Consider the following 16,572-nt stretch of genomic DNA (forward strand, 5'->3'; position numbering starts at 1 on the left):
CCGCCATGACAACATACTTGCGCACCGCACTGATTTTGGCCGGCTTCATGGTTTCCTGCCTGACCCGGGGCGGGGACGCCCAAATAATCGGCACCGTGGACACTTCCAAATGGCGGGGGTTCAACCTGCTGGAGAAGTATAATATGAACCGCAACACGCCATTCAACGAGGATGACTTCAAGTGGATCGCCGAACTGGGATTTAATTATGTGCGGCTGCCGATGGACTATCGTTGTTACGTCGAGAAAGGGGACTGGTTGAAGTTCAAAGAGGATACGCTGAAGGAGGTGGATCAAGCCATCGAACTGGGCAAAAAATATCACATCCATGTCACGGTGAACCTGCATCGCGCCCCGGGCTTTTGCATCAACCCGCCGGAGGAGCCCAGCAACCTGTGGACCAACGAGCACACGCTGTCGGTGTTTGTGGATCATTGGGTGATGTTTGCCAAACGGTACCGGCAGGTGCCGCCGGAACACCTCAGCTTTAATTTGCTCAACGAGCCGACGCATACCTCGCGGGAAAATTTTCTCAAGGTGTTTTGCCGCACCATTGAGGCGATTCAAAAAGAGGATCCCAGGCGGCTGATTATCGTGGATGGTTTGAATGTGGGCAAAGAGCCACTCCCGGAATTTTTAAAATATGACAATGTGATTCAGGCCACCCGGGGATATCACCCAGGAACCATCTCGCATTATAAGGCCAGCTGGGTGAAGGGATCGGAGCAGTGGCCGGAGCCGGTCTGGCCCAGTGTCAAGTTAATCGGCAACCTTTATGGTCCGGTGAAACCCGATTTGAAATCACCGCTCACGATCCAGGGCGCTTTCAAAGCCGGCACGGAAATTTCACTTAAATTTTTCCAGATCTCGCAAAAAAATAAACTGATGGCCAGGGCGGATGGAAAAACGGTGGCCGAAAAAGTGGTGGACCCCAAGGCCAGCCCGGAGGACTGGAAGCGCGTGGACACCGAGAAGCGCTATGTGTTGATGCAACCGACCCGGGATTTGTTTTTTACCGTCAGTCTGCCGACCGATTGCCGGGAATTCACGCTAGAGAATGTGGAAGGCGACTGGCTCAAGTTCAGTGAGTTGACGATCCGCCTGCCGGGCGGCTCCAAGCGGACCTACGGAACCGACATGTCGTATGGCAAGAAGCAAGTGCCGTTGAGCCTTGAGGCGGACGGACGGCTGTCACCGCCACCCGGGGTGCCGGCGGATGCCCCGCTCAAGGATTATCTGAAACCGTGGCTGGAAATCGCCGCGCGCGGGGAAACGGTATTTGTCGGAGAATGGGGCTGCCATAACCGAACGCCGCACCCAGTGGCGCTGGCGTGGATGAAGAGCTGGTTGGATAATTGGAAAGAAGCCCGGTTCGGTTGGGCACTGTGGAACTTTCGCGGCAGTTTCGGGATTCTGGACAGCGGACGGACGGATGTGGTTTACGAAGACTGGCACGGCCACAAGCTCGACCGGGAAATGCTCACCCTGTTGCAGCAGTACCAGAAATAGCGCCGGGGCCAGTGGTTCCTTTGCCAGGCTGGTCCAGACACTCGCGCACCAACCGAACCAGTGCGGCGGGCTGGTAAGGTTTGGGCAGGCAGACGATTCCGGGATGCGGATCCGCCAGTTGCAGGTCCATGCTGTAACCGCTGCTGCAAATCACTTTTAAACCGCGCTTTTCCGCCAGCAGACGATGCGCGAGTTCCAAGCCGCTGAGGCCTTCGGGCATGACCATGTCGGTAAGCAACAGGTTGATGGCGGCGGCATGCTGCGACCACACTTGCAGCGCCTCCTGTCCATTGCCGGCCTCCAACACTTGGTATCCGTATTGGGTGAGGACGGAACGCACCATGGTGCGCACGCCCGGCTCGTCTTCCACCACCAGAACGGTTTCATGGCCAGCTCGCAATACCGGCGGGGTGGAGGCGGACGGGGTGGTGGGCGCCTCGCGCGTGGTGAGCGGAAAATAAATGTTGAACGTGGTGCCGCGTCCCTCCGTACTTTTCACCTCCAGCCAGCCGTCATGTTGTTTGACAATGCCATACACCGTAGCCAACCCCAGCCCGGTGCCCTTGCCCACATCCTTGGTGGTGAAAAAGGGCTCAAAAATCCGCTGGCGTGTCTCTTCCGACATGCCCTGCCCGGTATCGGCGACGGTGAGGCAGGCAAATTTTCCCGGCCGCGCCTCGGGGTGGCTCAGACCCGTCGGGCCAAACTCGGCGGCCGCCGTGGTGATTTTGAGCTGGCCGCCCCGGGGCATGGCATCGCGGGCGTTCACCGCCAGATTGACCAGGATTTGTTCCAACATGCCGACATCGGCCCGGACGCCCAGTGGCCCGCTGCCATAAACGCAGGTCAGGGTGATGTGCTCGCCAATCAGGCGGACGAGCATTTTATGCAAATTATTAACCACTTCGTTGAGGTCCAGGGCGCGCATCTGCATGATTTGCCGGCGGCTGTAGGCGAGCAACTGGCGGGTAAGGTTAGCGGCGCGGTGCGCGGCGGTGGACACTTCCAGGAGAGACTCATTAAGCCCGGGCGCGAGATCATCCCGGGTCTGCATCAATTCCACCTGGCCGATGATGACGGTTAAAATATTATTGAAATCATGGGCGACGCCGCCCGCCAGTTGGCCGATGGCCTCCATTTTTTGGGCATGGCGGAGCTGCTCCTCCATCTTGACCTGCCCGGAGATGTCGCGTTTGACCGAGACATAGCCGACGGTTTTTCCGTGGGTGTCCACAATCGGGGAAATGGTGCCTGCCTCGATTACCGTGCGACCGTCTTTGCGCCGGTTGGTGAACTGTCCAGTCCAGGTTTTGCCCGCTCGCACAGTGTCCCACAAATCCCGATAGAACGCGGTGTCCTGGCGTCCAGACTTGAGAATACGCGGATTTTTTCCAAGCACCTCACTGCGGGTAAAACCGGTGATGGATTCAAAGGCCGGGTTGACATAGGCAATGGTGCCGTCGAGATCGGTCACGACGATGTCCTCCGCCGCCTGTTCCACAACGGTAGCAAGCTGGCGCAATTGTGTCTCGGCACGCAGGCGCTCGGAAATATCGCGGGCAAAACGGAGCACAAAGACACCGGTGGCGGTCTCCATGAGGGAGAGACGGATTTCCACAGGGACAAACGTACCGTCTTTGCGGCGAAGCTGGCCGCTGAGCGTCAGGGTTTGACCGTTGGCTAGTTGCGAAAACTGCAGGGCGAGCGCTTCCTGGCCGGCCAGGGTGGTTTCGACCTCCCAGATTTTCATGCGGGCGAAGGCGTCCGGCTCATAACCCAAACCTTGGCGGGCCTGTTGGTTGGCCCGGACGATCTGCCCTGCCGAGTCACACAGATAAATGGCGTCAGCGGCGCTTTCAATGAGCCGGCTTAAGAACGCCTCATTTTTTCGCAGTGATTCATCCCGTTGTTGGACAGTGGTCAACATGACGTTGAAGCTGTCCGCCAGGCGCCCGATCTCATCATTGCCGTGTTTGGGGGCGCGCAGGCCATAATCTTTTTTTTCGGTCACCGCCTGGGCGGTGGACGCGAGCGCCAAAACAGGGCCGGTGATGGCGCGCTGCAATAAATTGGATAGCCAGATGGCCGCGAGAAACAGTAACAAACAGACACTCACCAAAATACCAACGGACTTGAAAAAATGTTGGCGCGGCGTTTGCAGGTCGGAATGCAGACACAAACGGGCAAACGGTTCGTTGTTGCGGGACAGAGTTTGCACCAGGAGCAGGTCCCCGTCCTCGAAGGTGGGTCCATCCTTGGGCAGGACCGGCGGTTGCGGGGAGCCGGAATCCCGCTGGTAACTGGCAAACAGCTTGCCATCCATGGTGAACAGATGGGCGGCGACGATGTCTTTGGAACTGCGCAAGGCGGCCAGCGTTTCCGTCGCCACCTCTTTATTGCCAAAATCCACCGCGCCATACACGCTGGTGGCCACCATCTCCGCATGGGATTGGAGGCCGCTGACGGCGCGCCGCTGGAAGGTGGCCCACTCGAACACCGCCAACCCCAGGCCGGAAAGGAAAATCGCCAGCCCGCAGCCGGCCAGTAAGACCAGCGTCACCTTGCTTCGAATGGAGGCATCACGCAACATGGCTGGGTTATTCCGGGGTCGCTTTGCGAATGACTGATTGCGCGTTTTCCAGCAGGCGCGCACTGAGTTTCAGTTGGGCCGTGTCAGCCGCCGGCAGATGGACGTCAAACACCACGCTTTGTCGCTGTGTGCGCAAGCGCACCATGCCGCCCTGCTCGAGGAAATCACGCTGTTCCCCGACGGTGAGCACCGGAAGTTTGCGCAATTGGGAGAGAATCTGAACGAGCCGGGTTTGTTCCGAGGCCCCGATATAGACAATATGGCAGGCCAGCAATTCTTCGACTTTTTTGGCGCGAAGTATGGTAACCGGACGTTGCTGGGCGGTGCGATTTTTGACCACGTTATCCAGCGCGACGCCAAAAGGATCATCGCCCAGCACACCGATACAAATCGGGTCATTGGTGGAGGTGAACCGGGTCGTTGGCCATTCCACGTATTTGGCAAAATTAAATAGATAGGCGGCTTTGACGAGCCAGGGGTTGTCGGTGGTCACCGCCGCGCGGCCCAGCAGCGGCCAGCAGCATACCAGTACTAGCGCGACCAACTTGGCAGCCGCCAAGGTAATTCCGAATTCCGAATTCCGAATTCCGAATTTCCCAGCGGCGAGGGCGTGCGCCTTATTTTGCGGTTGCCTGCCCATATCAGAACGTCCACTTGACCGTGACCGCCAGCGCCGGGGATTCGATGGAATATTCCGAGCCGCGCAAGATATAATTGCGTTTATTGAGCGTCTGGTCGAACCAACCGGCCATATTGTACGCATCCAAGCGCAGCAGCAGTTGCTTGGTGGCCTGATATTGCAAGCCGGCGTTCCAATATACATTGGGGCCAAAGGCCTGGTCGTATCCCGGATTCGCCAAGGCCAGACTGCTCGTGCCGCCGTTGTCCGCGTTCCACTGAGCCAAATCCTGCGCCCCGGGGAATCCCCAATACACCCGCAAGGAAGTGCTGCCCGACCACTTCTCACTCAACTCTTGGATGAGGGTCAGTTTAGTGACGTGGTTGGCCCAACTGGCAAGATCGTGGCCATAGCCGCGCGGCATGGCGGAAATCCCCTGGCCGGCGCTGGTGCTTTGCGCGCCCAACAATTGCGTGTACGTGTGGGACAACGTCACCCGGGTTTTCTCGCTGCGCCAGCCCAGTTCCGGTTCCACCCCAAATATCGCGTACCGGCCCAAAGAAGCGGACTGGTTGAGGGTTTGATCGAAACCGATCGCCCGGTAATCCTCCACATAGACGCCCACCCCGGCGTGCCAGGATTTCGGTAAAATCCGTTCATATCGCCACTCGATACTTTGCAGGGATTCCACGTCCCCATCGTCACCGTGAACCAGATATTCCCGGCGCAACTCGGCGTCGCCACTGCGGCGCATCGCCCGGGCGGCGATCAGTTTCACTGTGTCGCGCGGGGTGGGGGTCCACACCACCGCCACCCGTGGTGAGAAAAGCCATTCCGCGTAGGTATGATTATCCAACCGACCGCTGATAAACGTGGTCCAGTGCTCGCTCAAGGTCCATTGATGTTCAGCCATAAGGGACACGGTTTCCGTCTGCCAGCGATCCGTGGGCGGGGGCGTGCCTTTGGCCACCGGGCCGTTAAATATTTCATGCGAATAACTGAGGCCTACCGCCAAGGCATGTGCGTCGTTGGGGGTCCAGCGGCCAATTACCCGTCCGGTGTAATCCTGCTCGCCCCGGGCCATGCGCCAGGGATTTTCATCGTAGATATTCAGGAAATAGTCATAGCCCAGTTGGGCATCAATCTGGAACTCATCAGACAACTCTTTTTTCAGGGCAACCACTGTGGTGAACTGGCGGTCAAACGAGGTGTACCCCAAGTCTTCGGTAAGCGGTTGGGTGGTGGTGGCCAGGGTGTCCCGGCGCGGGCGCGACTTCACACCGCCTTCCGTGTACCGCAGCCAGACTTCCACGGGACCATACACATAACTCGCGTGGGCTTTTTGTTTCAGGCGGTCATACGGGGCGGCCCGCAGGTTGCTGACGGGAATATCCACCGGTTCGCCGGCATTGACTACGGTGCCATTTTTGGTGGTAAAGGTTTTCCCAAAAACATACGGGGAATCATTCTGGCTGGCACCCGGTTGGTCCGCGACACCGTAGTACAGGAACATGCCCGATTGATCGCTGAACTGGTGACCCAAACGGACTTCCCCGGCGGTAAAATAATCCCAAAAACCCTGGCGAAACGTGGCGTCCAACCCCTTAAACGTCATGCCATTGTGGGTTTCCAGGTTCAACACCCCGGCAATGGCGCCAGCCCCATACGTGGCCGAGGCCGGGCCGGCAATGACGGTGACTTCCCGCAAATCACCCAAGAGTGGCAGGTCGCGTTCACTATCCGCGCCAGCATACATGCGATGATTCATGGTGCGTCCGTTGACGCGTAACAAATATTTATCCTCCCGGTCACTGATGATGCCCCGCATGCCAAAGTGATCCACATGCGAATGATGCAGGATGAGCTGGCCGTAGGGATAATAAATGTCCAGCAATTCATCCAAATATCGGGCGCCACTTTTCTGAATGGTGTCCGCATCCAAGGTGGTGCTTTGGGCGGGAATGAGGCGTTCCTTGGTCTGCGTGAGGGTGGAGACAATGCGCACCTTGCCAAGCTGGTCAATATCCAGATCGCCCACCTCCTTGCCCGGCCCCTCCGCCCACCCCATGGCGGGCCAGACTGCCAGCCAAGCCAGGCAACACAGCCAACGGTTGAGCCGTAGTCGAATGGGACGACACAAAATGTCATCCTCCCGCCACGCACAGTCGCTCATATTCATAAGCAAGGGCACAGGGTTTATTTGTTTCTGGCCGGAAACCGCGCTTACCACATTGCCGTGGCAGGCCGCAGACATTCCCGAACCGAAGCTAGGCTCGCACAAATCAAGCGGTAAGGCAATGCAAAAAATACATTTCCCGCCGGGCCGGATGCTGCTAACTTATGACCATGAAGTGGATGAGCAAAGCAATATCCGGATGGCAACCGGTGCTAGTGATGGTTGCGAGCTGGCTGGCTTTTGGCGCTGGCGCGGCTGCGGAACCATCCACTGCCACCAATACTTCCTCAGCTATGGACAAACATCAGCCGCAACCGGCAACCGACCTCAAACAAAAATTGGATCCGCTGCAATATTTCGTCACGCAGCAATGTGGCACCGAGCCGCCCTTTAAGAACGCCTACTGGGATAACCATAAACCGGGCATTTATGTGGATATCATCAGCGGGGTGCCGTTGTTCAGTTCGCTGGACAAGTTTGATTCCGGCAGTGGCTGGCCCAGTTTCGTCCGGCCCATTCAAACCACCGAGGTGGTGGAAAAAACCGACCAGTCGCATGGCATGGCGCGCACGGAAGTACGGTCGAAAACCGGGGATTCCCACTTGGGCCATGTTTTTCCCGATGGCCCAAAGCCCACCGGCTTGCGTTATTGCATTAATTCGGCCTCGCTCCGGTTTGTGCCGGTGGCCGCCATGGCGGCGGAAGGCTATGGCGCGTTATTGGAGCCCTTTGTCAAAGCGGGCCTGATCAAGCCGACTGAAACTGCCACCGCGGCAACCAGTAACCCTACCCATCGTGAAGTGGCGACGCTGGCGGGCGGGTGCTTTTGGGGAATGGAGGAAATCCTGCGTAAAATCCCAGGCGTAATCAAAACGACGGTGGGTTACACGGGTGGCACGGTGCCCAATCCACATTACAAACTGGTATGCACCGGCAAAACCGGCCATGCGGAAGCAGTGGAAATTGTATTCGATCCTGCCAAGCTCACGTTTGAACAACTGCTGGGATACTACTTCCGAATGCATGACCCAACCACGTTGAACCAGCAGCATAATGATATTGGAACGCAATACCGCTCAGCCATCTTTTACCATGGCGACACGCAAAAACAGACTGCGGAAACTGTTAAAAATCAGGTGACTAAATCCGGGAAGTGGAAACGACCCCTCGTCACGGAAATCACCCAAGCGACGGAGTTTTATCCAGCGGAGGAGAATCACCAAGCGTACCTCCAAAAGAATCCCAACGGCTACAACTGCCATGTGTTGAGGGAGTGAGGGGTAGGGAGGGAACAGGGACGAGGAACCAAACCAGTCGATTGCAAAATGCCAAACCGGTATTTGGTATGATCTGTGTCCCTCTGTGTTTATCTGTGGTTCATTTCTCGGACTGTGAATGCGGATTTCGGATTTTGGTCTTATCCGTGTTATCAGTGTGATCCGTGGTTCAATTCCGGATTTTCAACCACGGATTACACGAATAGCACGGATGAAAACCAGTCCATTGCGGATAGCCGAACCAGTGTTTGGTCTGATCTGTGCCCTTTGGGTTTATCTGTGGTTCATTTCCGCAGTGGTCCCGACTCAACCGTAACGGCCTTCAATATAGTCCGCCGTCTTGGGATTTTTCGGGGTGATGAACAAATCCGTGGTCTGGCTGTGCTCGATCAATTCACCCATCAGCATGAAAATACATTCATCGCTCGCCCGGCGGGCCTGCGCCATGTTGTGGGTCACGATGACGATGGTATAACGCCCCTTCAATTCAAACATTAATTCCTCAATGGCCCGGGTGCCGTTGACATCCAGCGCGGAGCATGGCTCATCCATGAGGATGATTTCCGGTTTGAGTGGCAACAGTCGCGCGATGCAAAGTTTTTGCTGCTGTTCGAGCTGGAGGAACGTGGCCCGCTGATTCAGGCGGTCTTTCAGATCCTTCCACAGCCCGACTTCGGTAAGCGCTTTCTCGACCGTCTCGTCCAGCGCCGCCTTTTTCAGCGCGCTGCCTTCGGAGTGGATGCGCAGTCCGAACACCACGTTTTCATACACGCTGATCGGCAAGGGATTGGGCCGTTGAAAAACCATTCCGGCTGATTTGCGCAATTCCATCAGCGAAACATCGGAATCATAGATATTCTTGCCCAAGAGCTTGATTTCGCCGGTCGTAGTGACATAACCATAGCGCTCGTTCACCCGGTTGAAGCAGCGGAGCAGGGTGGTTTTGCCGCAACCGGAAGGCCCGATCAACGCCGTGATCAAGCCCTGCTTGATATCCACGTTGATGTTGATCAACGCCTGAAACTTGGCGTACCAGAGATTCAGGTTGCGCGTCGTGATGCTGAAATTGTCCGAGGGGGTGCTCATCCAAAAATTCCGTTGACGTACTCGAACGTTTTGGGGTTCTTCGGGTGATCCGAGAAAATGACATCGCTCTGATCCAATTCCACAATTTCACCGTTCCACAGGAATAGGGTGCGGTCCGCCAGGCGGCGGGCCTGCTGGGTCAGGTTGGTCACCAGGATGATGGTCATCTGCTTGCGCAGTTCCTTGAGCACATCCTCGATGCGCATGGTGGTCACCGGATCAATCGCGATGGAAAATTCGTCCAGGCAAAGAATCGCCGGCTGATGCGAAAGCGCCCGGGCAATCGTGAGCCGCTGTTGCTGGCCGCCGGAGAGTTTGGTGCCGAGGCTGTCGAGCCGGTCCTTGACTTCCTCCCAAAGCGCGGCTTGTCGCAGGCATTGCTCCACGATAACGTTCAGCTCGCTTTTCCTGGTCATGCCCGCGCAGCGGGGTGCAAACGCCACATTGTCATAAATGCTCATCGGCAAACCCACCGGTAAGGGGGCCACCATGCCGATTTTGCGGCGCAGCTCAAACACATTGGCCATCTGGCGCACATCTTCCCCATCCACTTTGAGCACTCCGGAAACCCGGGCATCCGGGGTGAAATCTATCGTTCGATTGATGCAGCGCAGCAGGGAGGTTTTGGCGGACTGCGCCGGTCCGATCACCCCCAGTATCTCATTGCGGTAAATATCAAAGGAAATGCCATGAATGACCTCCTTGGGCCCGTAGGCGAGCCGTAAGTCGCGAACTTCAACATGTAGATCAAGCGCCATGATGTTTACCATTTCTTGCGCGCGCGCATATAGACGCGCAAACCGATCGCCGCTGCGTTCACCAATAGAACCGAGCCCAATAGCACAACTGCGGTGGCGTAAGGGATGGACTCTTTGACGCCTGGCACCTGGGTAGAAATGGTATAGAGATGCATCGAGAGCGCCATGCATTGTTCATTGAGGTAATACGGAAACAAGTCGCCTTTTTGCACCGCTTTGAAGAACACCGCACCGGTGAACATGATGGGGGCAGTTTCGCCGGCGGCCCGGCTTACTTGCAGAATAATGCCGGTCAGGATGCCGCTAATCGAGTTGGGCAGCACTACCGCTTGGATGGTTTGCCAGGGGGTCGCTCCAACGTTCCAACAAGCTTCCCGAAAATTCCGTGGCACACTGGACAACGCCTCCCGGGTGCTGGCGATGATGACCGGCAGCGTCATGATAGCCAGCGTCAGAGCTGCCGAGATAATCGAGTAGCCAAACCGGGCGGCATAGACAAAGGCACCCAACCCGAACAACGCATGGACGATGCTGGGAACGCCCGCCAGATTGATGACCGCCAGGTTAATAATCCGGTTGAACCAGTTGTCTTTGGCATATTCATTCAGATAAATGGCCGCCAGGACACCGATGGGAGTGGAAATGGCCAGGGAGATGAAGACCAGGTAAATGGTGCCCACCAAAGCCGGCCAGATACCGCCATCCGTCATGCCACGGCTGGGTACATCGAGCAGAAAACCGATACTCAGGGAAGGCGCGGCTTTTACCACCAGGTAGCCGATGATGAGCAGCAACGGCACGATCATGGACGCGGCCATGCAGAAAAAAATCCACTTGGCCACCGTTTCGGTGCGCTTCTTTTTGCGCACCAACGCGGTTTCCGTAAAACGGAACCTGCTTTCAATGGGTTGTGGTCCAGTACTCATGGGCAAGGTCAGCCTTTCTTGCGGATCCCGCGCACCACCAGGTCCGCCGTCAGGTTAACCGCAAAGGTCATCATGAACAGCAGCACGCCGGTCATGAACAGTACCCGATAGTGGTCTGAGCCGGCTGGCGCCTCCCCCAGCTCGGCGGCAATGTTGGCCGTCAAGGTGCGCACAGAATCCAAAACACTATGCGGGATATGTACCGCGTGGCCGGTAGCCATCAGCACCGCCATGGTTTCACCCACGCCGCGGCCCACGCCCAGCAACACGGCCGCCAGGAGCCCGTTCTTGGCGGCTGGCAACAGGACCCGCCAAATCAGTTGCCACCGGGTAGCGCCCAGCGCCAACCCGGCTTCACGATAGCTGTCCGGCACGGCTTTAAGGGCATCTTCGCCAATGGAAACGATAATGGGCACGCTCATCAGTGCCAGGATGATACCGCCGTTGAGGATGTTCACGCCTACGGGTGCCCCAGTGTATTGTGTGATCAATCGGCTCATCACCGTCAGCCCCACGAACCCCCACACCACGCTGGGGATGGCGGCCAAGAGTTCGATGATGATCTTCAATGTTTCCCTGAGTTTGGCCCCGCAGAATTCCGAGATGTAAATGGCTGCTCCCAATCCGAAAGGAACCGCAATGACCATGGCCAGCACCGTGACACTGAAGGTGCCGGCAATCATCGCCAGTACACCATAACGCTTGTTGACCTCCGAGGTGGGATACCACTGGTCGCTGAAGAGGAATTGCGTGATGCTGAAATCCTTGCTGCCCAGAATGGGAGCGGCTTCTTTGAAAACAAACACGAAAATGCTGAGCACAAAAATGATGGCGCTGATGCCGCAAAGATAAATCAACCCTTGCAGCACTTTTTCACCATACACCGCCCAGACCGGTCGCCGCGCGGCGCGAACCGCGAAGCTGTAACCGGCCGGTTTGGATATTTCAGGCTCAGGCATTTTCGGTGGCGGATAAAAATGGCTTACTTTTTGCGCGCGTCAGCCGGGAGCGGCACATAACCGCTTTTCTCCACCACTTTCTGGCCTGCGTCGGACAGGGTCCAATCAATGTACTTCTTCACTTCGCCGGTGGGCTCTCCCAAGGTGTACACTTGCAGCGAGCGGGCGATGGGGTACTTCTTGCTGAGGGTATTTTCAATAGTGGGCGGGAAAAATGGCTCGCCGGCTTTGGCTGCCACCTTCAACATCTTTACATGTGCTGTGGCATAACCCATGCCACTGTAGCCAATCGCCGTCTTGGTATTAGCCACCAGCTCCACGACTTCCTTGGAGCCGTTCATGTCGCGCGAGCCCAATTTGAAGTCCTTTTTGCTCAACACATGCTCCCGAAAAAATTCGTACGTGCCGGAGCTGGATTGGCGGCTTACCCGCACAATGGTGTCATCCGTAACACCCGGCAGCGTGACGCCCAATTCGGACCATTTGGTGACCTTGCCACTTTCAGCGTAGATGGCCGCAAGTTGCTCTTGGGTGATTTCATTCAGGGGGTTGTCTTTATGCACATAAATGGCCAGCGCGTCATATCCCACAATGAACTCTTTCGGTTCCTTGCCGGTATTCTTCTTGGCCTGTTCGATTTCCTCCTTCTTCATGTTGCGGCTGGCGTTGGCGATATCCACCGTGCCTTTCACGAGCGCGGCAATCCCGACGCCGGAACCACCGCCGGAAACCTCGACATTCACTCCGGGGGCAACTTTTTTGTACTCCTCGGCCCAGACTTGGGCGACGTTCACCATCGTGTCCGAGCCTTTGTTCTGGATGGTTACCTGCGTTTGCGAGTTTTCACTCTTTTTGCATCCAGTAGAGAGGATCGCGGCGGCCAGGATGGCCGTGCCCAGCGTGGTGGTCATTTTTATGTTCATAGTATTTATTGTATTTTTTTATCTGTTTTTTGAGGATTCAATTTCGCTGCCCAGAATGGCTTGCATCAAGTCCCGGATATGAACACCCAAATATTTATAGGCGTTCTCCAAGGCGGCGCGTTTTATCGTCTCGGTTTCTCCGGCGACCGGGGTGGCTGGCTGCCAATCGAACACCAGGGTTTTTCGGGATACCGCGCCCAGCGACCGGGTCAGTTGCCGATCAAAGACCACCACGACTTGGTAGTGTTCCAAATTGGGGATGTGTTCCAGCGTTTTCGATTGCTGCCGGGAAAGATCCACACCTTTTTCCTTCATGTACTCGATGGCGACCGGATCTATTGCCGCAGTTTTCAATCCCGCGCTGCTGAAAATGAATTTTTCATTCGCCAGACTGTTGCCCAATGCCTCGGCCATCTGGCTGTAGCACGAATTGGTTTCCTCGACGAACAGCACCCGGAATTGATCGGTTCCCTTATGCTTGGCATATTCGCCGGTGCAAAGATAAAGAACCTCTTCGCAGACGTTGTTGGCTTGGTCGGATACTCGTTCCAAACGGCGGGCAATCATCATTAGCGGATTCAGCGCTTCAAACGGCAGCTTCCCTTCGCGATAGAGGTTCACCAGGTCCCGGTTCAGGCTGCTCTTAAGCTTGTCCACCAGTTCCTCGGTTTCCATGGTTTTCCGCGCCAGCTCTGCATTCTGATCCACAAAGGCCGTGATGGAATCATGCAACATTTTGCCGGATAAGTTCCCCATCTCCACATACCGTTCGGTCGGCACCGTGATGTCCAGGGCCAGCAGTTTAAGCGTTTGCCGGGCAACGCTCTCCGCGTAATCGCCCACCCGTTCGAGTTCGAGATTGATTTTGATCGCCGCATACGCAAATCGCAGCAGGGAGGCCACGGGTTGCTGGCGCACCAGAAATTCCAGGCAGAGGCGGTCTATCTCCTTTTCCAGTTCGTCAATATACTGGTCGCGCAGGATGACTGAATACGCGAGCTGGTTGTTCCGTGTAACCAAGGCTTGCACGGCGGTGTCCAACGCCCGTTCCCCTAGCTGGCTCATTTCCTTGAGCCGCTCACGCAGCCGGTTCACCTCGCGTTGCAGCGAGGCTTCCAAGTGCGGCGTGGCGAGTTCGGCGCCCGCCGGCATGCCATGCAATGGCCTGTCATTTGTTACATTCATTAGACAAAATGATTTCAAACCCATTTCATTTTTGCAAGGCCGGATGACGAATAAATGGCGAAATTGTTACAATCGTGCAACATTATTGAATTGCATCGCGTGATTGACGTTGGTTCCCGTTTCTGCGCACCATCAGCCAACATTTAACCGGAGCATATTTATGATACTGATGGGCATTGGCGATGAAGCGGGCGCAAACCTCGATCTGCAAATCAAGGCCACCACCGCGCTGGGCTGGAAACATATTGAAATGCGGGGCGTCGAAGTTCCCGGCTTTCCCAAGGCGAACTTTCATGACCTGCCGGAGGCGGCCTTCGATCACACCGTCAACAAGCTGCAAGGCGCTGGCATCTCCGTCTATTGTTTCGGCTCCACCATCATGAACTGGGCGAAAACCGTCGAAACGCCGTTCGACGTCACCCTCGCCGAGGTCCGCCGCGCCATCCCCCGCATGCAGCGCCTCAACACCAAATTCGTGCGCATCATGAGTTTCAAGCCCAAGGATACGGAAACGCAGATTCCGCCGGTGGTATTCGACCGGGTGCGCGAGGTCACTAAAATGTTTCTCGATGCCGGCCTCCAACCGGTGCATGAGAACTGCATGAATTATGGTGGCATGAGTGCCAGGCACGCGCTGGAATTACTGGACAAGGTGCCAGGGCTCAAGTGGGTCTTTGATACCGCCAACCCCGTCTTCAATCCCGACCGCGTCAAGCCACAACCCTGGCCGCGCCAGGATGCCTGGGAATTCTGGACCCAGGTACGCGATCACGTGGCGCATATCCACATCAAGGATGCCACTTGGAACCCGGCGAAAAATGATGCCGACTACAATTGGCCGGGCGAAGGGCAGGGTTACGTGCGTCCGATTCTCAAGGACGCGTTTCAACGCGGTTACCGGGCAGGCGTCTCCATTGAGCCGCACTTGGCTGTGGTATTTCACGATGCCAACAGCAAGGCCTCCGATGACGTCACCTATACCAGCTTCGTGGAATACGGCCAACGCCTGGGAAAATTGATCGGCGAGGTCAAGGTCGGCTGAGCCGCCGCGCCCCACACCGCTCGGAGGCTGGCGACCACCGGCCCGGAATGGTATTCTCTCGTGGTGGTTCGGCCACCCGCCCCGTTTACACCACCGGTTCCCAGCCGGGTTCGTATTCGCGGCGCCAGAGTTTCATGGCCTCGGGGTCGCCGACTACGTGGCCGTTGGTGGCGTCACAATTCAGCGTGCGGCCAACGCGCAAAGCCATGTTGCCCACGTGCAGCATCCCCACGCTCTTATGCGCCTCGGCAATCGGGGAATTCAGTGGTTTGCCATCGCGGATGGCCTCGATGAAGTTGACAAAGTGCATTTTGTCCAACTCCATGCCGGTGGCGCTAAGGACGTTGGTGCCATCGTTGGCCACTTGCTCTTTGGCTTCTTTGACAATCTTCTTTTTCTTGTCAAAGACCGTGTAATTATTGCTGTCCAGCAGGGCCGTGCCTTCCGTGCCGTAGATCAGCACGCCGCGCGAAAGTTTTTCGATGGGATAATCATTGCAACTCCGGCCTTCCCACGAGATGGTTTTGCCGGCGGCATAATCCCAGGCAATCGTTTGGGTGTCCGGGGTTTCCCAATCATCCTGATAATGATAACGACCACCGTTGGAACTGACGCGCGTGGGCCAATCCACGCCCAACGCCCAACGGCAGACATCCACCTCGTGCGTGCCATTGTTCAAGGCTTCCCCCGTGCCCCAATGCCAAAACCAATGCCAGTTGTAGTGAACCAAGTTACTGCGATACGGACGCCGTGGGGCCGGACCTTGCCACAGTTCATAATCCAGCCAGGCGGGCACCGGTTCCACTTTGCCGTTCCCGATGGAGGGGCGCTTGTTCATGTACCAGGCCCGGGCGAAATAGGCTTTGCCAATCAGTCCATTATGAATCTCCTGTATCACTTGCTGGATGTTTGGGAAAGACCGGCGTTGGTTGCCCATTTGCAGCACGCCTTTATACTTCTCCACCGCGCGGACGAGCAGTTCCCCTTCATACGGATTGTGTCCGCACGGTTTTTCCACATAGACATGTTTGCCGGCGGCCAAACCCATGATGGCCATCGGCGCGTGCCAGTGATCCGGCGTGGCGATGGTGATGGCGTCCAGCGATTTATCTTCCAGCGCTTGGCGAATGTCTTTGACGCCTTTGGGTTCCTGCCGTTGCTTTTTTAACGTGGTCTTGATCCCGACGGCAATCGCCCGCTCATCCACGTCGCAGATATGGGAAACCTCCACGCCGGGGATGCTGGTCAGGCACTCGAGGTGCGCCAAGCCCCGGCTGGTGGTGCCCGCAACGGCGACCCGAATGAGGTCGTTGGGGTTGCGCCGGGAAACGATGGCCGGTGCGCCCAGCAGCGCGCTGGCACTGACCGCAACTCCAGCCAGCGCGGTTTGTTTAAGAAAACTGCGGCGATTGATGGTCTCGTTCATAATCTTGCGTTCATTCATTGTGTGCGTTCTCCAAGAGTTTAGTGGTTAATCCGAAGCGGTCAAGTGTTTCAAAGCGCCACTTGGCGCCGGTTCAAAA

Annotated in this window: 13 protein-coding genes; 3 read left to right on the plus strand and 10 right to left on the minus strand. The window is 56.6% G+C overall.

The features are described 5' to 3' along the window. Positions 1–5: 5 nt before the first annotated feature. Positions 6–1,508: a cellulase family glycosylhydrolase gene (locus WCO56_05250; protein MEI7728952.1), complete on the plus strand. Its 1,503-nt coding sequence runs from the start codon at positions 6–8 to the stop codon at positions 1,506–1,508. Here the strand turns inward: WCO56_05250 and WCO56_05255 are convergent. The 3 genes from WCO56_05255 to WCO56_05265 form a co-directional block, all read right to left on the minus strand. After that, a complete protein-coding gene (locus tag WCO56_05255) occupies positions 1,480–4,098 on the minus strand; it encodes a PAS domain S-box protein (protein MEI7728953.1) in 2,619 nt (872 codons plus the stop codon). The genes WCO56_05250 and WCO56_05255 overlap by 29 nt on opposite strands. A 7-nt stretch (positions 4,099–4,105) precedes the next feature. After that, on the minus strand, positions 4,106–4,657 hold the full coding sequence (locus WCO56_05260) for a YfiR family protein (protein MEI7728954.1): 552 nt from the start codon (positions 4,655–4,657) through the stop codon (positions 4,106–4,108). Between the two features lie 82 nt (positions 4,658–4,739). Then, complete coding sequence (locus tag WCO56_05265; GenBank protein MEI7728955.1) at positions 4,740–6,890, minus strand: TonB-dependent receptor; 2,151 nt, start codon at positions 6,888–6,890, stop codon at positions 4,740–4,742. 182 nt (positions 6,891–7,072) lie between these two features. Here WCO56_05265 and WCO56_05270 point away from each other — a divergent pair, with 182 nt between their 5' ends. Beyond that, entirely contained in the window at positions 7,073–8,170 is a 1,098-nt protein-coding gene (locus WCO56_05270) for a bifunctional methionine sulfoxide reductase B/A protein (GenBank protein ID MEI7728956.1), read from the plus strand. A 306-nt stretch (positions 8,171–8,476) separates the two neighbouring features. Here the strand turns inward: WCO56_05270 and WCO56_05275 are convergent, their stop codons facing one another. From WCO56_05275 to phoU, 6 genes are read right to left on the minus strand one after another with little or no spacing between them, the layout of a single operon-like run. After that, positions 8,477–9,256, minus strand: a complete 780-nt coding sequence (locus WCO56_05275; protein MEI7728957.1) for a phosphate ABC transporter ATP-binding protein — start codon at positions 9,254–9,256, stop codon at positions 8,477–8,479. Then, positions 9,253–10,014 carry an ATP-binding cassette domain-containing protein gene (locus WCO56_05280; protein MEI7728958.1) on the minus strand — a complete coding sequence of 254 codons (762 nt, stop codon included), beginning with the start codon at positions 10,012–10,014 and terminating at the stop codon, positions 9,253–9,255. The genes WCO56_05275 and WCO56_05280 overlap by 4 nt, the downstream gene beginning before the upstream one ends. 5 nt (positions 10,015–10,019) lie before the next feature. Continuing rightward, a complete protein-coding gene (gene pstA / locus WCO56_05285) occupies positions 10,020–10,940 on the minus strand; it encodes a phosphate ABC transporter permease PstA (GenBank protein ID MEI7728959.1) in 921 nt (306 codons plus the stop codon). Between the two features lie 8 nt (positions 10,941–10,948). Next, positions 10,949–11,899: a phosphate ABC transporter permease subunit PstC gene (gene pstC / locus WCO56_05290; protein ID MEI7728960.1), complete on the minus strand. Its 951-nt coding sequence runs from the start codon at positions 11,897–11,899 to the stop codon at positions 10,949–10,951. A 23-nt stretch (positions 11,900–11,922) separates the two neighbouring features. Beyond that, the gene (locus WCO56_05295) at positions 11,923–12,822 is read right to left on the minus strand and encodes a phosphate ABC transporter substrate-binding protein (GenBank protein ID MEI7728961.1); all 900 of its coding nucleotides are present in this window, start codon (positions 12,820–12,822) and stop codon (positions 11,923–11,925) included. An 18-nt stretch (positions 12,823–12,840) separates the two neighbouring features. Continuing rightward, positions 12,841–14,007, minus strand: a complete 1,167-nt coding sequence (phoU, locus tag WCO56_05300; protein MEI7728962.1) for a phosphate signaling complex protein PhoU — start codon at positions 14,005–14,007, stop codon at positions 12,841–12,843. Positions 14,008–14,167: 160 nt separating this feature from the next. Between phoU and WCO56_05305 the strand changes: the two genes are divergently transcribed. After that, positions 14,168–15,049: a TIM barrel protein gene (locus WCO56_05305; protein ID MEI7728963.1), complete on the plus strand. Its 882-nt coding sequence runs from the start codon at positions 14,168–14,170 to the stop codon at positions 15,047–15,049. Between the two features lie 85 nt (positions 15,050–15,134). Here WCO56_05305 and WCO56_05310 read toward each other — a convergent pair whose 3' ends face one another. Further along, complete coding sequence (locus tag WCO56_05310) at positions 15,135–16,475, minus strand: Gfo/Idh/MocA family oxidoreductase (GenBank protein ID MEI7728964.1); 1,341 nt, start codon at positions 16,473–16,475, stop codon at positions 15,135–15,137. Between the last annotated feature and the right edge of the window lie 97 nt (positions 16,476–16,572).

It is taken from the genome of Verrucomicrobiota bacterium, from assembly GCA_037139415.1.
Taxonomy (GTDB): domain Bacteria; phylum Verrucomicrobiota; class Verrucomicrobiia; order Limisphaerales; family Fontisphaeraceae; genus JBAXGN01.

Coding starts and splice junctions, on each gene's coding strand:
- WCO56_05250 (MEI7728952.1), top strand. CDS start 6: ATGACAACATACTTGCGCACCGCACTGATTTTGGCCGGCTTCATGGTT.
- WCO56_05255 (MEI7728953.1), bottom strand. CDS start 4,098: ATGTTGCGTGATGCCTCCATTCGAAGCAAGGTGACGCTGGTCTTACTG.
- WCO56_05265 (MEI7728955.1), bottom strand. CDS start 6,890: ATGAGCGACTGTGCGTGGCGGGAGGATGACATTTTGTGTCGTCCCATT.
- WCO56_05270 (MEI7728956.1), top strand. CDS start 7,073: ATGAGCAAAGCAATATCCGGATGGCAACCGGTGCTAGTGATGGTTGCG.
- WCO56_05275 (MEI7728957.1), bottom strand. CDS start 9,256: ATGAGCACCCCCTCGGACAATTTCAGCATCACGACGCGCAACCTGAAT.
- WCO56_05280 (MEI7728958.1), bottom strand. CDS start 10,014: ATGGCGCTTGATCTACATGTTGAAGTTCGCGACTTACGGCTCGCCTAC.
- pstA (MEI7728959.1), bottom strand. CDS start 10,940: ATGAGTACTGGACCACAACCCATTGAAAGCAGGTTCCGTTTTACGGAA.
- pstC (MEI7728960.1), bottom strand. CDS start 11,899: ATGCCTGAGCCTGAAATATCCAAACCGGCCGGTTACAGCTTCGCGGTT.
- WCO56_05295 (MEI7728961.1), bottom strand. CDS start 12,822: ATGAACATAAAAATGACCACCACGCTGGGCACGGCCATCCTGGCCGCC.
- phoU (MEI7728962.1), bottom strand. CDS start 14,007: ATGAATGTAACAAATGACAGGCCATTGCATGGCATGCCGGCGGGCGCC.
- WCO56_05305 (MEI7728963.1), top strand. CDS start 14,168: ATGATACTGATGGGCATTGGCGATGAAGCGGGCGCAAACCTCGATCTG.
- WCO56_05310 (MEI7728964.1), bottom strand. CDS start 16,475: ATGAACGAGACCATCAATCGCCGCAGTTTTCTTAAACAAACCGCGCTG.